At 67.9% G+C, this 19,761-nt stretch carries 22 protein-coding genes; 6 read left to right on the forward strand and 16 right to left on the reverse strand.

What is annotated here, in order from left to right; all coding sequences use genetic code 11:
* Window positions 1-124: 124 nt before the first annotated feature.
* The 5 genes from GXY15_14025 to trpD form a co-directional block, all read right to left on the reverse strand.
* Window positions 125-928, reverse strand: coding sequence for a tryptophan synthase subunit alpha (locus GXY15_14025; protein NLV42324.1), 804 nt, complete (start codon window positions 926-928; stop codon window positions 125-127).
* 1 nt (window position 929) lies between these two features.
* Complete coding sequence (gene trpB / locus GXY15_14030; GenBank protein ID NLV42325.1) at window positions 930-2,165, reverse strand: tryptophan synthase subunit beta; 1,236 nt, start codon at window positions 2,163-2,165, stop codon at window positions 930-932.
* Window positions 2,113-2,733 (reverse strand): phosphoribosylanthranilate isomerase, encoded by a 621-nt coding sequence (locus GXY15_14035; protein NLV42326.1) that lies wholly within the window; start codon window positions 2,731-2,733, stop codon window positions 2,113-2,115. Before GXY15_14035 ends, trpB begins: the two co-directional genes overlap by 53 nt.
* Window positions 2,723-3,505, reverse strand: coding sequence for an indole-3-glycerol phosphate synthase TrpC (trpC, locus tag GXY15_14040; protein ID NLV42327.1), 783 nt, complete (start codon window positions 3,503-3,505; stop codon window positions 2,723-2,725). Before trpC ends, GXY15_14035 begins: the two co-directional genes overlap by 11 nt.
* A 64-nt stretch (window positions 3,506-3,569) precedes the next feature.
* On the reverse strand, window positions 3,570-4,589 hold the full coding sequence (gene trpD / locus GXY15_14045; GenBank protein NLV42328.1) for an anthranilate phosphoribosyltransferase: 1,020 nt from the start codon (window positions 4,587-4,589) through the stop codon (window positions 3,570-3,572).
* Window positions 4,590-4,711: 122 nt separating this feature from the next.
* On the opposite strand from trpD, the gene GXY15_14050 reads away from it, so the two are divergent.
* Window positions 4,712-5,629, forward strand: a complete 918-nt coding sequence (locus GXY15_14050) for a hypothetical protein (protein NLV42329.1) — start codon at window positions 4,712-4,714, stop codon at window positions 5,627-5,629.
* A gap of 3 nt (window positions 5,630-5,632) precedes the next feature.
* On the opposite strand, the gene GXY15_14055 is transcribed toward GXY15_14050, so the two are convergent.
* From GXY15_14055 to GXY15_14070, 4 genes are all read right to left on the reverse strand, one after another.
* On the reverse strand, window positions 5,633-6,103 hold the full coding sequence (locus tag GXY15_14055) for a hypothetical protein (GenBank protein NLV42330.1): 471 nt from the start codon (window positions 6,101-6,103) through the stop codon (window positions 5,633-5,635).
* Complete coding sequence (locus tag GXY15_14060; protein ID NLV42331.1) at window positions 6,100-6,531, reverse strand: hypothetical protein; 432 nt, start codon at window positions 6,529-6,531, stop codon at window positions 6,100-6,102. Before GXY15_14060 ends, GXY15_14055 begins: the two co-directional genes overlap by 4 nt.
* Complete coding sequence (locus GXY15_14065) at window positions 6,528-7,136, reverse strand: sigma-70 family RNA polymerase sigma factor (GenBank protein ID NLV42332.1); 609 nt, start codon at window positions 7,134-7,136, stop codon at window positions 6,528-6,530. Before GXY15_14065 ends, GXY15_14060 begins: the two co-directional genes overlap by 4 nt.
* A gap of 66 nt (window positions 7,137-7,202) precedes the next feature.
* Window positions 7,203-8,183, reverse strand: coding sequence for a polyprenyl synthetase family protein (locus GXY15_14070; protein ID NLV42333.1), 981 nt, complete (start codon window positions 8,181-8,183; stop codon window positions 7,203-7,205).
* 190 nt (window positions 8,184-8,373) lie between these two features.
* Here GXY15_14070 and GXY15_14075 point away from each other — a divergent pair, with 190 nt between their 5' ends.
* The 3 genes from GXY15_14075 to recR all read left to right on the forward strand — a co-directional run bounded on the left by GXY15_14075 (window position 8,374) and on the right by recR (window position 10,620).
* The gene (locus tag GXY15_14075) at window positions 8,374-9,417 is read left to right on the forward strand and encodes a radical SAM protein (protein ID NLV42334.1); all 1,044 of its coding nucleotides are present in this window, start codon (window positions 8,374-8,376) and stop codon (window positions 9,415-9,417) included.
* Window positions 9,418-9,497: 80 nt separating this feature from the next.
* Window positions 9,498-10,031 carry a peptide deformylase gene (gene def / locus GXY15_14080; GenBank protein NLV42335.1) on the forward strand — a complete coding sequence of 178 codons (534 nt, stop codon included), beginning with the start codon at window positions 9,498-9,500 and terminating at the stop codon, window positions 10,029-10,031.
* Window positions 10,021-10,620, forward strand: a complete 600-nt coding sequence (recR, locus tag GXY15_14085) for a recombination protein RecR (protein ID NLV42336.1) — start codon at window positions 10,021-10,023, stop codon at window positions 10,618-10,620. Before def ends, recR begins: the two co-directional genes overlap by 11 nt.
* A gap of 10 nt (window positions 10,621-10,630) precedes the next feature.
* Here the strand turns inward: recR and GXY15_14090 are convergent, their stop codons facing one another.
* The 5 genes from GXY15_14090 to GXY15_14110 form a co-directional block, all read right to left on the reverse strand.
* A complete protein-coding gene (locus GXY15_14090) occupies window positions 10,631-11,587 on the reverse strand; it encodes a hypothetical protein (GenBank protein NLV42337.1) in 957 nt (318 codons plus the stop codon).
* 85 nt (window positions 11,588-11,672) lie between these two features.
* Window positions 11,673-12,722 carry a hypothetical protein gene (locus GXY15_14095; protein NLV42338.1) on the reverse strand — a complete coding sequence of 350 codons (1,050 nt, stop codon included), beginning with the start codon at window positions 12,720-12,722 and terminating at the stop codon, window positions 11,673-11,675.
* A 159-nt stretch (window positions 12,723-12,881) separates the two neighbouring features.
* Window positions 12,882-13,235 carry a hypothetical protein gene (locus GXY15_14100; protein NLV42339.1) on the reverse strand — a complete coding sequence of 118 codons (354 nt, stop codon included), beginning with the start codon at window positions 13,233-13,235 and terminating at the stop codon, window positions 12,882-12,884.
* Window positions 13,232-14,674, reverse strand: a complete 1,443-nt coding sequence (locus tag GXY15_14105; GenBank protein NLV42340.1) for a DUF2851 family protein — start codon at window positions 14,672-14,674, stop codon at window positions 13,232-13,234. Before GXY15_14105 ends, GXY15_14100 begins: the two co-directional genes overlap by 4 nt.
* Window positions 14,675-14,705: 31 nt before the next feature.
* A complete protein-coding gene (locus GXY15_14110; GenBank protein NLV42341.1) occupies window positions 14,706-15,578 on the reverse strand; it encodes a sugar phosphate isomerase/epimerase in 873 nt (290 codons plus the stop codon).
* 366 nt (window positions 15,579-15,944) lie between these two features.
* Between GXY15_14110 and GXY15_14115 the strand changes: the two genes are divergently transcribed.
* Together GXY15_14115 and GXY15_14120 are read left to right on the forward strand one after the other, a co-directional pair.
* Entirely contained in the window at window positions 15,945-17,090 is a 1,146-nt protein-coding gene (locus GXY15_14115; protein NLV42342.1) for a DUF2961 domain-containing protein, read from the forward strand.
* 36 nt (window positions 17,091-17,126) lie between these two features.
* Complete coding sequence (locus GXY15_14120) at window positions 17,127-17,990, forward strand: hypothetical protein (protein NLV42343.1); 864 nt, start codon at window positions 17,127-17,129, stop codon at window positions 17,988-17,990.
* 163 nt (window positions 17,991-18,153) lie between these two features.
* Here the strand turns inward: GXY15_14120 and GXY15_14125 are convergent, their stop codons facing one another.
* Both GXY15_14125 and GXY15_14130 read right to left on the reverse strand, forming a co-directional pair.
* Window positions 18,154-18,978, reverse strand: coding sequence for a hypothetical protein (locus tag GXY15_14125; protein ID NLV42344.1), 825 nt, complete (start codon window positions 18,976-18,978; stop codon window positions 18,154-18,156).
* Window positions 18,979-18,981: 3 nt separating this feature from the next.
* On the reverse strand, window positions 18,982-19,443 hold the full coding sequence (locus GXY15_14130; protein NLV42345.1) for an RpiB/LacA/LacB family sugar-phosphate isomerase: 462 nt from the start codon (window positions 19,441-19,443) through the stop codon (window positions 18,982-18,984).
* Window positions 19,444-19,761: the final 318 nt, after the last annotated feature.

Here is a 19,761-nt window from a genome sequence, read left to right on the forward strand (position 1 = left end):
GACCATTTGGTCCTGTATGCCCCCCCGCAGGAAACACCGCCACACGACACGCCCAGAAACGCCCGCATGGAACCACCTCAACATGGTCCGCTCAATTCAGCCTTTTGCCACGGGCTGCTAGACCCTACCTCGCCGTCTTGACCGCCTGGACGAGGGACGCCGCGAAGGCCTCCACCCTTGGGACCAGCTCCGGGGTGTCGCCGGTCTGGCTGATGAGGCGGACAATGGCGGAGCCGACCACCACGGCGTCGCCGTGCAGGGCGACGGTGCGGGCCTGTTCGGGGGTGGAGATGCCGAAGCCGACGGCGACGGGCTTGCCGACGTGCCGCCGGACGCGCTCGACGGCCTCGCCGAGGGTGTCGGCGAGGGAGGCGCTTTCGCCGGTGACGCCGAGGCGGGACACGTAGTAGACGAACCCGGTGCTTTTCTCCCCGATGAAGGCCATGCGTTCCGGGGGCGTGGTGGGGGCCACGAGGAAGACCGTGCAGAGTCCGGCCGCGTCGAGGCACTGCTTGTACTCGTCGCAGTCGTCCGGGGGCAGGTCCACGCAGAGGACCCCGTCGGCGCCGGCGGCGGCGGCGTCCCGGGCGAAGTCCGCAATCCCGTAATGGAGGATGGGGTTGTAGTAGGAGAACAGGAGGATGGGCACCTGGGAGCGCGTGCGGACGCGCCGGACGAGGTCGAGCACGCCGCGCAGGGAGACGCCGTGGGCCAGCGCGCGCAGGTAGGCCTCCTGGATGACCGCGCCGTCGCCGACGGGGTCGGAGAAGGGCACGCCCAGCTCGATGACGTCGGCCCCAGCGCGCTCCAGGGCGAGGAGAATCTCCTCCGTCGCCGCGGGGGACGGGTCGCCGCAGGTGATGAAGGGGACAAAGGCGGGCGTGCCCGCGCCGCGCAGGGCGGAGAAACGCTGTTCAATGCGGTTCATGTCAGAAGCTCTCCCCCGGCAGGATGAACGAGGCCGCGTGCTGCGCGTCCTTGTCGCCCCGGCCGGACAGGTTGACGATGATCAGGGCGTCTCCGGGCATGCCGGGGGCGCGGCGGGCGAGTTCCGCGAGGGCGTGGGCGCTCTCCAGCGCGGGGATGATGCCCTCGAGGCGGGAACACCACTGGAAGGCCTCCAAAGCCGCATCGTCCTCCGCGCGGGTGTACTCCACGCGCCCGGTCTCGAAGAGGTGCGCGTGCTCTGGCCCGACGCTGGCGTAGTCCAGCCCGGCGGACACGCTGTGCGTGGCGCCGATCTGGCCGTTCTCGTCCTGGAGGACATAGCTGAGGGCGCCCTGGAGCATGCCGATGGAGCCGCCGGCGAAGCGCGCGGCGTGCATGCCGGGGGTGAGCGCCGTGCCCCCCGCCTCCACGCCCACCAGCCTCACCGCCGCGTCCTGCAGGAACGCGTGGAAGAGGCCCATGGCGTTCGAGCCGCCGCCGACACAGGCGATGAGCAGGTCGGGCAGCCGCCCCTCGCGCTCGAGGATCTGGGCGCGGGCCTCGCGGCCGATGACGGACTGGAAGTCGCGGACGATCATGGGGAAGGGGTGCGGGCCGTGGACCGTGCCCAGGACGTAGTGCGTGTGCTCCACGTTGGTCACCCAGTCGCGCATGGCCTCGTTGATGGCGTCTTTCAGGGTCTTCGAGCCGGAGTCCACGGCGACGACCTTCGCGCCGAGGAGGCGCATGCGGAAGACGTTCAGCTTCTGCCGGGCGATGTCGTCCGTGCCCATGTAGATTTCACATTCCAGACCCAGACGCGCGGCGGCGGTGGCCGTGGCCACGCCGTGCTGGCCCGCGCCGGTCTCGGCGATGACGCGCGTCTTGCCCATGCGCTTCGCCAGCAGGCACTGGCCCAGGGCGTTGTTGATCTTGTGGGCCCCCGTGTGGGCGAGGTCCTCGCGTTTCAGGTAGACGCGCGCGCCGCCGAACTTCTCCGTGAGCCGGTCGGCCCGGTAGAGCGGCGTGGGCCGGCCGATGAAGTCGCGGTTCCACACGGCGGCCTCGGCCGCGAAGGCCGGGTCGGCTGCGGCGGCGCGGTAGGCCTCCTCCAGCTCGCCGAGGGCGAACATGAGGGTTTCGGGGACGTACTGGCCGCCGAAGCGGCCAAACCGGCCCCGCGCGTCAGGCCAGGGATACGCCCCGGGCGTTCCGGATGAACTGTCTGATTTTGTCATGGTCTTTCCGTCCAGGGGCCGATTCCACCCCCGAGGACACGTCCACGGCCCATGGACGCGCCTGTTTCACCGCTTCGGCCACATTTTCCGGCGCGAGTCCGCCGGCCAGAATGATCCGCCTCTCCCCCGCCGCCCGCGCCGCCAGCGACCAGTCGCCCACCTCCCCCGTGCCGCCGCGCCCCCCGGCGGACGCCGCGTCCACGAGCAGCGCGGGGCCGGGATAGGCCAGGGCCGCCGTCATGTCCGCCGGGGTCGCGGGACGCACGGCCTTGTAGGCCCGGCCGGGGAACAGGGCGCACAGTTCCGGCGGCTCCTCGCCGTGGAGCTGCACCAAATGGACAAACTTCAGGTATTCCGCCAGAGCTTCCGCCGTGTCGTTCACCGTCACGGCGACGGTCGTGACGAACGGCGGCAGCGCGGCGGCGATTTCAGCGGCGGTCTCCGGGGGAACATACCGGTTCCGGCGGCGCGCCTCCGGGGCGAGGACAAAGCCCACGGCGTCGGCGCCCGCGTCGCAGGCGGCGAGGGCGTCGTCCAGGCTCGTGATGCCGCAGATCTTAATCCGGATCGTCACAAAGGAGCTCCCGCACCTTGCGGTGGATGTCGCCGCTGGTCAGCAGGGACTCGCCCACGAGGATGGCATCCACGCCGCAGTCCTCCAGCATTCTCACCTCGCGGCGGTGGTGGATGCCGCTTTCGCTGACGAGAGTGTACCCGCCCGGCACCAGCCGTTTGAGGCGCATGGTGGTCTGCACGTCCACCTCAAGGGTGTCCAGGTTGCGGTTGTTGATGCCGACAATCCGCGCGCCGGCCACCAGCGCGCGGCCGATCTCCTCCTCCGTGTGCGTCTCGACCAGCGCCTCCATGCCGAGGGCGCGGGTCTGGGCGATCAGGTCCTGCAGCAGGGCGTCGTCCAGGATGCGCACGATCAGCAGGAGGGCGTCCGCCCCGGCCGCGCGGGCCTCGTGGAGCTGGTAGGGGTCAATGATGAACTCCTTGCGCAGACAGGGGATCGCGGAGCTCCGCCGCACCTTGGCGAGATCCTCCAGACTGCCGCCAAAGAAGGGGCCGTCCGTGAGGACGGACAGGGCGCGCGCGCCCGACTGCTCATAGAGGGCCGCCAGCTCCACGGGGTCCACGCCGGGCAGGATGTCCCCCCGGCTGGGCGAGCGCCGCTTGATCTCGGCGATGAGGCTGATGCCGTCCCGGCGCAGGGCGTCGCGGAAATTGTGGGGCGGCGGGGCGGACTCGATCTCCTCGGCGAGGAGGTCAAGGGGTTTCCGCGCCTTGCTTTCGGCGACTTCCAGCCGTTTTTGGGCGACGATTTTGTCAAGAATCATGGACGGGTCCTGCCTCGGAGTGGTTGGAAAAATGCGCGGAGCCAGCATACACCACGGGAACGGGTTAACGCCATCGCCCGTCGTTGGTGAGGCGGATCAGGGCCTCCAGCTTGGCCAGGGCGGCCCCGCTGTCGAGGGACTCCGCCGCAAGGAGGATTCCCCGGGGGATGTCCTCCGCGATGCCCGCCGCCACCAGACCGGGCGCGGTGTTCAGGACCACGGCGTCCCGGCGCGGCCCCCGCTCTCCGGAGAGGATGGCGCGGAGGATGCCCGCGTTCTCGGCGGGGTCCCCGCCGTGGAGGAAGGCGCGGTCCACCCGTGCAAACCCGAAGTCCTCGGGGCAGACCTCGAAGACGACCACTTTCCCGTGTTTCAACTCCGCGACCCGGCTGGGGCCGGACAGGGAGATTTCATCGAGTCCGTCCAGGCCGGAAACCACGAAGGCGTGGCGCACGCCGAGGCCCCGCATGACATGGGCCACGGGCTCCACATGGACGGGGTCGAAAACCCCCATCATCTGGGCGTCGGCCTCGGCGGGGTTGGTCAGGGGGCCGAGGAGGTTGAACACCGTGCGGACGCGCAGCTCCTGCCGGACCGGCGCGACGTGTTTCATGGCGCCGTGGAGGGCGCGGGCGAAGAGGAACCCCACGCCGATCTCGTCTATGCAGGCCGCCACCGCCTCCGGGGGCAGGTCAATGGCAACGCCCAGGGCCTCCAGCACGTCCGCGCTGCCGCAGCGGCTCGACGCGCTCCGGTTCCCGTGCTTGGCCACGGCCACCCCGGCCCCGGCGGCGACAAAGGCCGCCGTGGTGGAGATGTTGAAGGTGCCGGAATGGTCGCCCCCGGTGCCGCAGGTGTCCAGCAGCGGGCGGCGGGTCGGGCTCACCTTCACGGCGAAGCGCCGCATGGTCTCGGCCATGCCCGTGATCTCGTCCACCGTCTCCCCGCGCAGGCGCAGGGCGGCCAGCAGGGCGCCCATTTGGGCGTGGGTGGCGTTCCCCGACATGATGGCAGTCATGACCTCGGCCGCCTCTCCGCGCGAGAGGTGTCCTCCTTGGGTCACTACGGCCAGGGCATCCTGCATGAGCATGTGCGGGGTTCCGGGGGTTGGAAATGAGCAAGAATTTAGCAACCGGGGGGGAGCCGTGTCAATAAATGCCCGCCGATTTGGCACTAGCCAAGAATATCTGGTAATGTGTGTTTAGTATGAACACCGAAACGCCCTGGCATTTTGTCCACCTTTCCGATGCCCATCTCTCCAGCCATCATGACGGGGTGTGGAACAGCCGTTTTCTGTGCACCATGATGCCGGACCTCATGGCCCGTCTTGGGGAGGATCTCCGCGCGCTTCGGCCCGAGTTCCTGCTGGTGACGGGCGACATCGTGAGCGTGAAGACCCGTGAGGGCATGCTCGCCGCGCGCGACAGTCTGGAATCCCTCGGCATCCCCTACTATCCCATGGGCGGCAACCACGATTTTGTGCTGCCAGAGTCGCGGGAATGGTTTCTGGAGGCCTTCGAACACCGGCTTCCCGAACGGCGCGCCTTTTATGGGTTTGAGCACCGGAATCTGCGGTTTCATGTCCTGGACGCCTGGTGGGAGTGGTTGGACGGGGAGCTGCGCCCCGTGCCCCAGGATAAGTCCACCGAAGAGATGGACGAGGACCTGAAGGGGCTGCACTGGGGGATTCCCGAGGAGCAGTTTGTCTGGCTGGAGGGGCGGCTTTCCCGGCCTTTTGCGGGGGCGGATGTCGTGGCGGTCCATTATCCGGCCGTGCGCGTGCCGGACCGGCTGCGGTTTGAGGGGTTCCGCGACGGCGGGGCGCTGGTGAACGGTGTCCGGCTGCTGGCGCTGATGGGCCGGTTTCCGCGCGCCCGCGCGGTGTTTTCAGGACACGTTCATGTCCATTTTGCGGAGACCCTGGGGCGGGTCACCCAGGTCACCACGGGCTCCCTTCCTGAGTACCCCTCGGAATACCGGGTGGTGCGGGTGTTTGAGGACCGGATGGAGGCCGTCACCACCCCCCTCAGCGACCCCTCCTTTGCGGCGCGCTCCTTCCTGCCGGGCCGGGAACTGACGGCCGGCCAGCCGCAGGACCGCTCCGTGGTCATCCCGCTGAAGTAGCCCCTACTCCGTCCGCCGAAGGATCACCACCAGGTCTCCCCCGTCCGCCGGGAGGCCGCCCAGCCGCACGGTGGCCCCCTTTGCCAGACGCAACACGGTGTCCAGCGCTTTCCGGGGCGGGGCGTCGCCGTTCGGCGGCCCCTCGATGACCACGCGGACCCGCGTCTGCGGGTCTCCGGCGGGGACCGACTCCAGACTGAGCACGGCGGCATAGTCGGTGTGGGCCTGAAACGAGGCGCTTTTCCCCGGCCCAAGCTGCTCAGTGCCGTGCTTGACGAGGCGAAAGGTGCGGTATGGGAGGTCTTTCACCGCGTCGCGCACCGGGGCGAGGTCGGCGGGGATTTCCTTGGGACCCGCAGGGCCGGGCGCCGCGACGAGGCTCCAGACTTCCAGGGTCACGGTGCCGTCGGACAGCGCCTCCGGGCCGCCCGCGGCGGCCAGCATCACGGCGGCCAGCAGGGTCAGGGCCGTCACAGGTCGCTCCCGCCCTTCTTCACCCACACGGTGGTCAGCCCCTCTTTGCCGTCATACCAGTCCACAGTGGCCCCGTCGATTTCCGTCGTGGCGGACTCCACCTCCGTCGCTTGGACCTTTTCCGGGCCGCGGTTGAACACGGCCAGCAGGGCGGCCACCAGCAGCAGCGCGGCGGTGGCGAGGGAGGCCAGGGTCCAGAACCGGAACCGGGCGGGGCGCGGGGCTTCGATCTGTTCGCGGATTCCCGCCATGAAATGGGGGAACTGGGCGTCGCTGATGACGGGCGTGTCCTCGTTGAATACGGCGGCGGCGTCATGCAGCGCCCGCAGGTCCGCGATATAGGCGGCCTCTTCGGGGGCCAGCGCGCCGGGAACGGCGTCCCGGTCAAACAGGTCCGCCAGCTCCAGCAGTCGTTTTTCGTTGATCATGTCAGTCCCTCCCGGGTGACTCCTGCGCGGTGCAGGAGCTCCTGAAGTTTGCGCCGGGCGTGAAACAGCCGGCTCATCACCGTGCCCAGGCTGCACTCCATGGCCTCGGCCATCTCCTGGTACGACAGGCCCTCGTATTCCCGCAGGATGAACGCCGTCCGGTGTTTTTCCGGCAACTGGTCCAGGGCGCGGTTAATCGCCGCGCCCAGTTCCCGCAGTTCCACCGCGCGGTCGGGCGCTTCCGTGCCCGCAGGGGCGTCGGCCGCCCGCGCATCATCGAAGGCCACTGTTTCGAGCCTTCTGCGTTTCAGGAAGTCCTTGGCGTGGTTCGCCGCGATGCGGAGGAGCCACGGCTTGAAGCCGCTTTCCCCCCGGAACGTGCCGAGGGCCCGGTGGGCCTTCACGAAGACCTCCTGGGCCAGATCCCACGCCTCCTCGCGGTTTCGCGTGATGTGATAACACATGGCGTAAACCTGATTCCTGTAACGCTTTACCAAATATTCAAATGCGTCGGCGCTGCCCTTCACCGCCTGGGCGACCAGAAGCGCATCGTCCGGATCACCCGTTTCCGGGGGATTGCACTGCGATGAAGGTTTGCTGGCCATACGTTCTGGCAAATCCTTTGCCGTTGAATAGACGAGGGATTCCTCGCCTTTATTCAAACCGTTCGGCTAGTTCTTTCTAAGCGCAAGCACCGTGGTCAGTGCTGCGAGGGCATCCCGGAAGGGGGACTCGGGGAATTCCCGCGCCAGCGCGCGGGCGGTGTCCGCGTGTTCGGCCACCAGCGCGGCCACTTCTGCGGCGACGCCGGTTTCCGACAGGCGCGTCTGGACCCAGACGATGTTCTCTTTCCCCAACGCCTTTCCTGACAGGGCTGCAAGCCGGTTCCGGTCGTCCGGATGCAAGGCCTTCCGGAGGCGGATTAGCGGCACGGTGGCCTTCCCCTCGGCGATGTCGCCGCAGGCGGGCTTGCCCGTTTCCTCGGGGGACTGGGTCAGGTCGAGGAGGTCGTCCATGAGCTGAAACGCCACCCCGAAGGCCATCCCGTAGCGCCGGAGGCGGTCCGCCTCCGCGTCCTTTCCCGCCAGGAGCGCGGGGGCCTCGCAGGCGGCCGCGAAGAGGCTGGCGGTCTTGCCCTCCGCCAGGCGCAGGCAGTCTTCCTCGGTTGCCGAGCCCGCCGGAACGCCGAAGAAGGCCAGTTCGCATTCCGCCATGGCGCGGACCGTGCGGACGGCGCGGGTGACAATCTCGCAGGATTCGTATTCGCCGAGGGCTTCCACGGCGCGCGCGACGAGGTAGTCCCCCCCCAGCACCGCGGCATGGTTGTCCCAGAGCGCGTTCAACGAGGCGTTTCCCCGCCGGAGATACGCGTGGTCCACAACGTCGTCATGGGCCAGGGAGGCCATGTGCAGGAGTTCATAGGCGGCGGCCATGCGGGCGAAACGGGAGGGGTCCCCCTCCCCCACCGCGCCCGCCGCCATCAGCGTGAGCGCGGGACGCAGCCCTTTCCCCCCTGCGCCGGGGAGGTTCCCCCTCACCGGGAGCACGAGGCGCAGGGCGTCCCGCCAGACACCGTTCACCACCCCGCGAACCTCTTCCAGGGGCGCGGCGATGGGTGCATAGGCCTGCAATAGAAGCGCTTTCGTTTCCACGGGCGCATTGTATCACACGCCCTTTGGCGGATAGGTTGCGGTCTGCCGCATGGCCGCGATACGATGGCGCGGTGTTGAACGGGGGGGGGACAGGCCTCTTCTCTACTCAGCCGGGGAACAGAAAATGCGGACAGCCTATTGGGCGGGCAGAATGCGGCGGCTGGCGTCGCGTCCGGAACGGTTTGCGCGGATGAGCGCCTTTTTTCGCCATTATGCCGCCACCCGGAACCTGCGGCGGTCGGAGGAGGAAATGGCCGACGGTCTATCCTTTGTCCAGTCCCAGCCCGCTTATCTGATTCTGGAGACAGGGACTGCGTGTAATCTGCATTGTCCCCGCTGTTGGACGGGAGAGGGACGATTTCAGCTGGACCGGAACCTGCTGACGCGGGGAACCTTCGACCGGATCGTCCGCCATTTGCCGGCGGGCAGCCTGTGCGAGGCGAGCCTGTTCAACTGGGGCGAGCCGCTGCTGAATCCGGACATTGCGCATTTCATTCGCTGGTTCTCGCGGCGCGGGATACGCACGGTGCTGCACACGAATTTCAGCGCGCGGGACTACGATGGGGCCTACCTGGAGGCGCTGGTGCGCAGCGGGCTCACGCACCTTGCCGCGTCCGTGGACGGGGCGACGCAGGCATCCTATGAGAAGTACCGGGTGGGGGGGAATCTGGAGCGGGTGCTGGGGAACCTGCGGCGGCTGCGGGAGACCCGGGACCGGCTGGGCTGGTCCTCCCCGAAGATCGCTTACAAGATGCTCCTGAACCGCTTCAACCAGGGGGAGGTGGAGGCGGCCCGAAGCCTTGCCGGGGAACTTGGCGTGGAGTTTCAGCTTCAGGAGACCATGGGCTTTCCCAGCGACGAGGCCCGGCGGGAATGGGCCGCCGACACGGTGAAGGAGAAATATGGGGACAAGCCCGTGCCGCTGGCATCAGCGGACGCGGCGGGCCGTATTCCCACGGAATGCTGCCAGTTGTGGAACACCCTGGTTGTCCATGCCAACGGCGACGTGCTCCCCTGCTGCCAGGTTTTTACGCGGGACGCCCATATTGGCAACCTCGTGGAGACCCCTTTTCGGAAGCTGTGGAACAGCGAAAAGATGCGGTATCTGCGGCGGTATGTGACCGATCCGTACTGTCCCCCGCCGGATTTCCCGAATCTCTGCGCGCGCTGCGTCTTCCGCTACTGCACCTACAACCATCTTCCGTCAAGGGTGTCCCCCGAGGAGCGGGAATAGGGGGTCCGGGGCGGGGGTGTTCTTTACTGCAATGGGCGGACGGTGCCCGGCTGTGCTATTCTATTCGCGGAGGTTTCAGCATGTCGTTGCTTAAAGTGGTCTATTATCCGGACCATCCCCTGAAGAAAAAGGCCCAGCCGATCACGGATTTCGGCCCGGCGCTGCAGAAGTTCGCGGAGGACATGGTGGAGACCATGTTCGAGTTTGACGGCGTGGGGCTGGCGGCGCCGCAGGTGGGGGTGTCGAAGCGATTTCTGGTCTATTGCGAGCCCGAAGGCGAGCCGAACTGCCTCGTGAACCCCGAAATCGTGGAGATGGAGGGCCGGGAGTTTGGCGAGGAGGGCTGCCTCAGCCTGCCGCAGCTTTGGGCGAGCGTGCCCCGCGCCACGCGGGTGCGGGTAAAGGCCCAGGATTTGGACGGCAACCCGTTGGAACTGGAGGCGGAGGGCTTTCTGGCGCGGATTTTCCAGCATGAATGCGACCATCTGGACGGGATCGTGTTTCCCGACCGGCTGGACGTGTTTACGCGCGAGGCGGCGCTGAAGGAGTGGATGGACAGACGGGAGGCGGCCATCAGGGATGTCGGGAAGGTGGGGCATTCCGATGCTGATTAACTCCCCCGCAATGGACCGGCTGGTGGAGGCGTTCCGGCGGCTGCCCGGCGTGGGCCGGCGGACGGCGGAGCGCTACGCGATGCAGCTGATGGCCGCGCCCCCGGCGGTGGCCGGGGAGCTTTCCGAGGCCGTGGCGCGGGCGCGGGCCGCTGTGACGGAGTGTTCCGTCTGCCGCAACCTTACGGAGCAGGACCCCTGCGTGGTGTGCGCCGGCGACCGGCGCGACCGGAGCGTCATCTGCGTGGTGGAGCACCCCCCGGCGGCCCTGGCCATTGAGAAGGGCGGCGTCTACCGGGGGCTGTACCATGTCCTGCACGGGGTGCTGAACCCCCTGGACAATGTCGGTCCGGAGGAATTGAAGGTGGGGGCGCTGCTGCGGCGGCTGGAGGACGGCGGGGTCCGGGAGGTGATTCTGGCGACGAACACCACGGCGGAGGGGGAGGCCACGGCGCTCTACCTGTCGCGGCAGATCGCGGCGATGGGGGTCGAAGTGTCGCGCATCGCCCACGGCGTGCCCGTGGGCGGCGGCGTGGAGTACGCCGACGACGCCACGCTCACCCGCGCCCTGGAGGGGCGTCGCCCGGTCTGAGGCGGTCTTCCTAGCGATTCTCGGTCAGTTTTCGCAGGTGCGGCTCCAGACCCTTGATCTCGAAGTCGGCGATGATGGCCTCCTTCTCCTCCACCCACTTCGGCTCGCCCGTGATTTCCAGACCGTACCGCGTCTTGGCCTCGCCAATGGCGAAGGCCCATCCCATGCCGAGGACAAAGGCCAGCCCCCCCCCGCTCTCGGCGGTGGCGTCAATGCGGAGCTGGCCTTTGGCGCTGTCAAGGTCCACCAGGGAGAGGCCGATGCGCACATCGTGCGTTCCCGGCAGGAAGGGCATGAACTGCTGGCTGTTCTCGGCGAAAAGCTCGTCCCAGTTGCCGCCGTTGGCGTTGACCAGGGCGGAGGCGAAGGTGAGCAGGTCGCCGTTGCGGTTGTCCAGGATCAGTTCCAGATGATGCGTGCCCTCGGGGAGCAGGGGCTCGGTGGAGGTGGTCTGCTTCCAGTTCTCGGCGATGACGGCCTCGACGCTCTCCGGGATGGGCATGGTGGCGCGGAGCTGAAGATTGCCACGTGTGGGAAGTTCCAAGCCTTCCGGGGCGAAGGTGACGCCGGGAACCTCAGGCAGGGGGTTCTGCCTGGACATATTGACGAGCATGGGTCCGCCGCGCTTCTCATTGACGAAGACAGTGGCCTCGATCTTGCCCGTGGTCAGATTGGGGGTGGCCAGCAGGGCGACCTCATAGGGCAGGAAACTCGCCACCCACTTTCTCGGGTCCACCGTGACCGGTCCGGCGGAAAAGTCCGCCGGGAGCACGGGAAGCAGGGCATCCACCGCGGATGCGGGGTTCAAAATGACGGAGAGCCGGTTCTTCGGGGTCACCAGTGTGGTGTGCGAAATTTGCGGCGCGGCGAAGAACCCCGCCTGTTTGGCCGCCAGGACGGCGGCCCCGCCCGCAGCGAGGGCAAGCAGTACGCAGATCAGGACAACGATCAGGCAGCCTTTTTTCACGGGAAGCTCTCCAGTTTCCGGGGTCACCCGGGATGTGATCGGTAATGCTATCGGTTTGGGGGGGGCCGCCGCAACCCGCGCCGGGTTACCCGCCCAGCGCGCGCCGCAGTTTCGGTTCGAATCCTGTCAACTGCCAGGCCCCCCGGACGGAGAGGCCGTTTCGCTCCACACTGCCCGACAGGCTGAATCCATGGGCCTCGTTCAGCCAGAAGGCCACTTCATCCGCCGTCGTGCCGAGGGCCGCCGCCACGGCCTCCGCCCCGGCGGCGGAGGCGCAACCGGCCTCCACCCGGCATTCCAGCCGGTCGTCGCCGGCGAGGTCGGCGGTGAAGCCCCCCTCCTCCACCTCCGGTGCCAGGTCCAGCAGCGTCTGGCGCGTTCTTGACCCCGCCCAGGGGGCAATCAGTTCGGGAAACGCGCCCTGCAACTCGACCAGGGCCCCGTTGCGGTTGTTTATGGCGATTTCGATGAAATGGTTCCCGGAAACCGCCGGCGCGTCCACGGGGATGTAGCCGGGGTAGCGTTTCTGCGCCAGCTCCTTCGCGAAGGGCGGCACGGGCAGGGTGCCTTCGGACAGGAGGACGCCCCCCCCCTTCCGGGCCAGCCGCGATCCGGGGAACTGGACAGGCCGGAGGCTGTAAAAGAACCCCGCGTCCACCAGCCCCTCCAGCGACTCGCTGGTGGGATTCTCACGGAAGAGCAGGGTCACGGCGTAGGCGTCCGAAGCCCGCTGGTCGAAGAGAAAGGCCATCTCCAGGGGCATTTTGTGGATCCAGTCGAAGGAGAAGGCGCGGGCCTGCATGGACGAGAGTTTGGGAATGCCGGGGATGAAGCGGGTGGCGGTGTGGGCCAGACTGGAGACGTAGGCCTGCACCTTCGGCGGGTTCACCACGGCAATCACCGGCGTGTCCGCCTGGAGGTATTCCCGGTGGGCCACCGCCGCGCCCGGGCCGCGCAGGAAGAGCCACCACCCGGCCACCAGCGCGGCCAGCACGGCCGGCAGGACAAACAACAGGCTGCGGCGCTCCCGCGCCAGACGGCCGCGCAGGTTCCCAAACCATGAACCGCCTTTGCGCTTCTTCTTCACCGGCGGACCCCTCTCATGGCCGCGCACCGCGCGCGGGCTGGGGTGCATTCAAGCCCTTTTCGCCGGGAAATGTCAAATGGACGGGGGGGGGCAAGTGGACGTTGTGGACTTGGTGGACGGAGTGGACCATGCGAAAACAGGAAAGCGGCTGCCCGTAGCGCCGCATCCCGCCGGCCTTGTCTTGCGGTCTGCCCGATGGGCGGAGGGTTACAGGAAGATTCCCGCGACGAGGAGACCGCCGATGATAACGGTCATGGTGGCGACAACAACGGCGAGCACGGTGAGGGGCCAGATAAACATGACAAGCCGGTCGCCGTCCGTCTCGGACAGCGCGCCCCGTCTTAGGGCGCGCAGACTCAGGAGCAGGGGGACGCACAGCATCCCGGCGCAGGACACGGGAATAAGCGCGTCCCGCGCACCCAATATCCCCTGAATCCCGCCCGTGAAGAGGAAGAAGCCTGCCGGGAAAAGAAGCAGGAGTATCCCCGCGAGGGCGGCGGCGGCAACGAGCTTGAGTCCAAGCGATGAGAACTGGGCCTTTCCGGACTTCTCCCCGCTCACTTTAAGGACTCCTTTTGTGTGAAATAGGCGTGGAGGGAGCAGTTGCGGCAGGAGGGGTTGGCCTCGCACCAGTCGCGGTACATCTGGAGGAGCCCCTGCTGGCGGAGGAAGTTCAGGTGCGGGGCGTCTTCAGGGAAAATCCACGCGGTCATGCGGCGGAAGACCTGGTTGTCCGGTTCGGCGGGGAGGGCGCGGCAGAAGGCCAGGGCGCGCTCCTCCAGGGCTCGGTCGCGGGTGTCGCGGGCCTTGGCCACGGCGAGGGGCAGGAAGACGTTGCCGATGACGGACCGGACGCGTCCGGCACCGAGAAGCGCCGCGCTCCGGGCGAGGGATTTTCCGTGCCACGCGCAGTGGGTGGTCCAGAAGCCGAGGGCCGGGGAAAAGAGCGCCTCGAAGGTTCGGCGCCGCGCGAGGGGGGACTCCTCCCCCCGCCACAGGTCCTCCAGGGCGGCCAGGAGCCCGCGTTTGGCGGTGCGCGCCACGAGGCGGGCGGCGCCCGCGAGCCGGCGCTCGGGGGTGTTCGCGGGGCGCACGCCGACGCGGGGCCATTCGAGCGCCAAGTTGCGGAGTTCACGCAGGTGTTCCCCGCGCAGGGCCGCCAGCCGCCGGTGGTGCGCGGCGGCGGTGTCGTCCGCCCCGTCCGGCAGGGTTTCGGGGAGGAGCCCCGCATGGTGGAACAGGGCGGCCTCGGGCAGGAAAGGCTCCAGCAGGGCGAGCTGGCGGAGGCGGTCGTAGGGCAGCGACCGGGCCAGCAGGTGGAACGACGCCGCGTAGCGGGCGTAGCCGCAGGCCCGCAGCAGGGCCTCATACAGCGCCTGCTCCAGCCCCGCCGTGGCGGCGCGCTCCCGCATGCCGCGGGCCTTCTCCAGGATGCGCCACTCCCCCGCGAGGTCGAGGAAGGCGGTTACGGCGTCCCGCTGCTCCCGGGACAGCTCCCGCGCGCAGCGTCCGCAGGCCGACGGCTCCGGGAGGGCCTCCGCCTCGCGGGCCTGCTCCCAGCGGTGGAAGAGTTCGGCCGCCGGGGGCGCGGTCAGCGAGAGGGTGGCCAGGGTGCGCCCCTCCGGGGTGGCCGGGGGCCGCGCGGGGGGGCGCCCCGCGTCCCAGACCACATGGAGGATGACGTCGCGGTAACGTGGGTCGCGGTGGTGCCCATGGCCGCGCCAGCCTCCCGGGGCCTGGTGAATCTCCACATCACCGCCGTGGAGGACGCCGTTGAACTCCACCTGCGCGCCGAGGAAGTCCGGCCCCTCGGTCTTGTTGGCCCAGCCGGGGGCGATGACGCGGACGCGGTGTTTTTCAAGGGTCTGGAGCGCCTCACCCACGAGGGCGCCCTCCGCCCAGAAGCGCTGGAGGGCGGCCTCGGGGGGCGCGCCGGTCTCATGGACCCGGGCACACTTCCCCCGAATGCCGCCGTATTCCTCCGAGAAACACGTCCGCACGCCGTCCCCTCCTGTTCCGTTCCGCCCGCGGTCAGGCGAGCAGTTTTTCCTTCATGAACGCGAAGGTGGCCGCCGCGTCCTCAAAAATGTCGCCCGCCGTGTTGTCCTGCTCGTAGACATACCACTCGACGCCGGCCTCGCGGGTGGCGGCGAAGATTTCGTCCCACTTCATGGTGCCCTTGCCGACGGCGCAGAACTGCACGCCGCGCAGGCGTTTCTTCTCGGCGATGTCCTTGACGTGGATGACCGGGCAGCGGCCCTTCATCTTGCGGACATACTCGGCGGGGTTGACGCCCGCGACCTGCACCCAGGCGGTGTCAATCTCGGCGCAGAGGTTTTTGGGGTCCGTCTCGCCGTAGAGGATGTCCATCTTGGTGCGGTCGTCGCCCTCGAACTTCTGAAACTCCTGGTCGTGGTTGTGGTACGAGAGGCGCATGCCCTCGGCGCGCAGCTTTTCGCCGACGGCGTTCAGGCGGGCGGCGCCCTTCTTCCACGCGTCGAGGGAGTCGCGGCAGTCGCCCATCATGCCGCCGGGGGCCACGTCCTTGTTGCCCACGGTTTTCCAGAAGGCGACCTGGGCGGCGAAGTCCGTCTCGAAGGCCTCGATGCCGATGTGGGCGGACATGGCCTTCAGTCCGGCGGCGTCGAGGGCGGCGCGGATCTCCTCCGCCTTCAGGTCCGGCATGCCGCTCCACTGCACATACTCCCAGCCCATCTCGCGGCACCGCTTGAGCGTGCCGGGAAGGTCCTTTTTCGCGGGGTCGCGCATGGTGTAGAGCTGGAGGGCGATGTTGTGCGCCGGGGCGGGCGCCTGCGCCGCGCCAAAGCGGGCGGTGAGAGCGAATGCGCCGAGGGCGGCGAGGGTTTCGCGGCGGGTGAGTTTCAGGGATTCGTGCTTCGACATGGTGCGGACTCCTTGGGTTGGCGGCCGCCGTGCCGTCCACGGGCGGGCCGCGTTTCAAGTATGTTCCATTCCCGCAGCGGGAGGCAAGTCCCGGGGGGGGGGCTGATTGACTCATAAGACGTGGTTAGAGCCGAAACCCTGGCGAGAACGAGATGGCTTCAGGCGCTCCGCTTCTTCGCCATGACGTGGAAACGCGCGTCATGGCGAGTGAAGCGAAGCCATCCCTTGTCGGAACGCCTTCGCAACCATTTGTTATCCGGCGAACATCTGGACGCCGTTTCTCTTGAACTCTGCGGGCCAAACAGGTACCTTATCCCGCATGGCACGGGCACGCACGGCCCGTCCGCAACCTCGGGAGTCTGGAACATGAGCGCGAGAAACCTTTCTTTTCTGCTTCCCCTGCTGGCCCTGTCCGCCCCCGGCGCGATGGCGCAGGGCGTCGGCGGCCTGGACGGCCTGTATGTGCTGAAGGACGCGGAAACGCGGTCCATCAGCCCGGAGAACTTCACGGGAGAGAAGGGCAAGGGCGGCATGGCCACGCTGGAGGAGGGGACGGCGAAGAAGGCGGCGCGGGAATTGGGCCAGGGCTGGAAGGTGAACCCCTACGTCCACATCGAGCCGGGCCAGACCTTCACGCTCGGCGAGATTCAGGGGTCGGGCGTGATCAACCACATCTGGATGACGCCGGTGGGCGACTACCGGCTCATGATCCTGCGCTTCTACTGGGACGGCGAGGAGCAGCCGTCGGTGGAGGTGCCCGCGGGCGACTTCTTCACGGCGGGCTGGGGCATGGGCAACGAGCCGCGGGTGACGTCGCTGGCCATGTGCGTGAACCCGCGCAGCGGCCTGAATTCCTACTGGCAGATGCCCTTCCGCAAGTCGTGCAAGGTGACGATGGAGAACCTGGCCGAGAAGCGGGCGACGATCTACTACCAGATGGACTATTCCCTGGAGGCGGTGCCCGGGAACGCGGCGTACTTCCACGCCCAGTTCCGCCGGGTGAACCCCCTGCCGTACAAGGACGTCTACACCATCCTCGACGGCGTCAAGGGGGCGGGGATGTATGTCGGCACCTATCTGGCCCACGGCGCCAACAGTGAAGGCTGGTGGGGCGAGGGCGAGATCAAGTTCTATATGGACGGCGACACGGACTTCCCGACGATCTGCGGCACGGGTGAGGAGGACTACTTCTGCGGCTCCTACGGCTATAACGACCGCAAGGAGAACGGCGTGGACGTGTATGACAGCTTCAGCAGTCCGTACACGGGGTTTCACCACATTCCGTACAAGGGCGAGCAGCGGCGTTTCGGCCAGTACCGCTGGCACATCACGGACCCCATCCGCTTCAAGAGCGACCTGCGCGTGACCATCCAGTCCCTCGGCTGGCAGAGCGAGGGGCGCTACCTGCCCCTGCAGGACGACCAGGCGTCGGTGGCTTACTGGTACCAGACGGAGCCGCACGCCCCCTTCCCCGCCCTGCCGGAGAAGGACAAGCTGGTGATCAAGGACTGAGGACGCCCCGGCGGGCGCGCACATTGGGAGAGGCGAATGGACAAGCGGAAGGTGCTCGTTTATCTGGTTGTTCCGGCGGCGGTGAGTCTGGCCCTGACGGTCCTGTACTTCTCCGGGAACATTGTGCTTCAGCGGCTGGTCTGCCCGAAACTGCCGCCGCTGTCGCCCGACGCGTGGCGGGAGTTCGGGCTGCTGGAGGGCCTGCAGAACCTGGTGCTGCTGGCGCTCGCGGGCGTGGCCTGCGCCGGGGCGCTGCGCAAGAAGCACGCCCTGGAGCGCGTGGCCTGGGCGGGGCTCGCCGCGTGCGCCCTGTTCGTTCTCGCGGAGGAGATTGACTACGGCACCCATGTGCGGGCGTATTTCTTCGACGGGAACGAGTTCCACTGGTTCCAGCCCATGCGCGAATGGCCGCCCGAACTGGTTGCGAAGATTGATCTCGAGTCGCAGCCGGTCAACATCCACAACCAGCCCGGGGTGAACAAGGCGTTCAAGAAGGCGGGCGACCTGCTGATCGGCGGGGTGTTTGTGCTGCTGCCGCTGCTGGCGATGCGGTTCCGCAACAAGTGGCTCCAGTACGCCGCGCCGGACAGGTACGCCATCCTGACGGTGATCGCCATTGTGCTCCTGCGGTCGCTCACCCACGCCCTCGGCAGCTGGGAGGAGTCCCAGGTGGGCACCCTGCGCGACCTGATGGAGGCGTTCCACGCGGGCCAGGCCGGGGACCACGCGGCGGCGCTGGCGACGGGCCGCGAGCCGGGCGCCATCAGCAGCAACCTGTCCGAGTTCCGTGAGCTGAACTTCTACTACCTGCTGCTGGTGTACTGCGCGGGGCTGGTGTTCTGCCGCCGCTCCCCCCTGGAGCCGGAGGACGTGTCCGGGGAGCCTTCTTCGGAGGCATGACCGGAATCCGCCGCCCAGCCGTCATTCCCGCGCACGCGGGAATCCATGTTGTGTCAGCAGGCTGCGCCACGCGCCGAAGGCATGGACCCCCGCGTTCGCGGGGGTGACGGGTGGGGCGGACGCTTGAGGGCTTTGGCAGGTCGTGGCATCGGGTTGGCCGTATTCAGACACGCTCTGAACGGTGGTACAGATAGACCGCCGCCAGCGCGGCGGCGGTCAGAAAATGCCACAGGACATGGCCCTGCAGCCAGGTGTCCGGCCCCGTGAAGCGGCGGTCTATGTCAAGCTGCCGGAACAGGTACGCCAGCACGAGGCAGACCGCCGCGGCGGCCATCCACCGGAACTGCATGGCCCCCCCCATGTGGAGAAGACGGTCCGCTACGGCCAGCACGGTGACCGTGAGGATCAGCGCGGGCAGCACCGTTCCCGAGGACATGGACCACTTGTACACGTAGAGCAGGGCGCAGGCGACAACGGCGGCGGCGACCCAGAGCGGCCACGCGGGCAGGAAGCGGTCCAGGTGCAGGGCGATGAGCACGACGACGGGGGAGTACATGGCGGCCACGTCGAGCTGCTGTCCCCAGTGGGTCAGGGAGGCGTGGAAGAGGCCGCTGCCGAAGCCCAGATAGCAGCAGGCGACGCCGTAGAGGATGCCCAGGGCGGGCCGCCGCCGCAGGTGCCCCTCCCCTGCCCGGTCCTTCCGGCGCAGGTCATTCACGCCGAGGACGACGGCGTAGAGCCCGACCAGCACATAGGCCAGGTTGGACCAGGTGTTGGCGCGGGTGCGGTAGACGCTTTCCACGTACAGCCGCTCGCCGTAGGCCTGCTTGCGGAGCTCGTTGCTCTCGCGCCAGCCCTCCCACACGTTGACGTCCCCGTAGGCGAGGAAGACCGCGACCACCGCGAGGGTGGCGGCGGCGAAGAGGCCCAGCGCCCAGCAGTGAACGGGAAAGGGCGTCCGCCACGGGCGGTCGGGGTTTTCCGGCATGGGTTATTTTCCCGTGTCGAGGGCGTTCACGCGCGCGCAGGCGTCCTTGAGGAAGCCGGCCAACTCCTCCAGCCCCTGGGTGTGCTTCGTGTCCAGCCAGACGTCCACCATCTCCTTCGCCATCCACGGGGCCACGATCATGGCCCCCAGGGTGATGACGTTGGCGTCGTTGATGGCGCGGGCCATCTTCGCGGAGAAGACCGACTCCACGCAGACCGCGCTCACGCCCTTGAACTTGTTGGCGACGATGCACATGCCCGCGCCGGTGCCGCAGAAGAGGACGGCCCGCTCCGCCTTTCCCTCCTGGAGCAGTTTGGCGGCGAGGGGCGCGGCGTCGTAATAGGGCATGTCCCTGCCCTTGACGGCCCCCACGTCCGCCACCGTGAAGCCCCGCTTCTCCAGGTGCTCCTTGACGGCGTCCTTGAGGTCCACGGCGAAGGGGTCGGCGGCTAAGACGATGTTCATGGTGCGCTCCTCGCTGGCGTTGGCGTTCCGGGGAAGGCCCGCCACCACGGCGGCGGCTCCGAGTCCGGTTTGCAGGAAGGTTCGGCGTTTCATGGAAAAGACTCCCGGGTAAAGTCACCCGGGCCAGTGTAGACAAGAAGCTGCTCCGCCCGCAAGCATTCCGGCAAGAGATCGCCGCGTCGGCCGCGGGGCGGCCTCCTGCTAAGAAAGTACTTCTCCGGAGTTTTCCACAATGAGCTGGCAACCCATTCTTGTGGCTTGTCTTGCGAGATTTTTGAGCAACCGCTCCTGGTACTGCCGTTCGTATTCCTCCTGTCC

The sequence above is a fragment of the Candidatus Hydrogenedentota bacterium genome (assembly GCA_012730045.1).
In the GTDB taxonomy this organism is placed as follows: Bacteria; Hydrogenedentota; Hydrogenedentia; order Hydrogenedentales; family CAITNO01; genus JAAYBR01.